Below are 552 nucleotides of genomic sequence, written 5' to 3'. Positions count from 1 at the left end.
GATTTTAGTGTTGATCTTGAAATACATTTAGCAACAAAAAGCAATTATTTCAATCGCGAGCTTGATCCAAATCAATTTTACGGTATGACCGTTGAAGAAGCAATTAAATCGGCTTTCCCAAATAGAAACATAATTAATATGAGTTATGAGGATAGAACAAAAATCATAACTGAAAGTTTCTGCGCAAATACACCTCGTGAATTCCTTGAAAAAATTACTAAAAAGTATGTTCAAAGTGTCAGAACAGACATTATACCTAAAGATCATAAACAACTTCTCCAAGAAGCAAATAGGGGTCAAACTCATGTTGATTGTAACTATATTTTTACAAATGCTACACCTCCAAGTTCAGACATAGATTATTTGCCACTTGAAGATTTTGGTTTACAATTTATTCCGCAACAAGAAATTGCTATTGGCAGTAATATGACTATAAGATTTATATATTGGAACGCCACAGTTATGTACACACATAAACTTAAAGTTGGGGACAGAGTATCTTTCATTGACGGCCTTGGAAAAACGATTAAGAATACAATTTTAGAGACTAGT

Annotated in this window: 1 protein-coding gene; it reads left to right on the top strand. The window is 32.2% G+C overall.

Annotation, left to right across the window (positions count from 1 at the left end; translation table 11 throughout):
• Positions 1-552, top strand: a 552-nt coding sequence (locus U881_RS0100990) for a DUF693 family protein (RefSeq protein WP_024652973.1), incomplete at both ends; no start/stop codon positions are given.

This window comes from Borrelia persica No12, assembly GCF_000500045.1.
In the GTDB taxonomy this organism is placed as follows: Bacteria; Spirochaetota; Spirochaetia; order Borreliales; family Borreliaceae; genus Borrelia; species Borrelia persica.
Note: the sequence above shows the minus strand (reverse complement) of the source record. Positions and strands in the feature narration are given on the sequence as shown.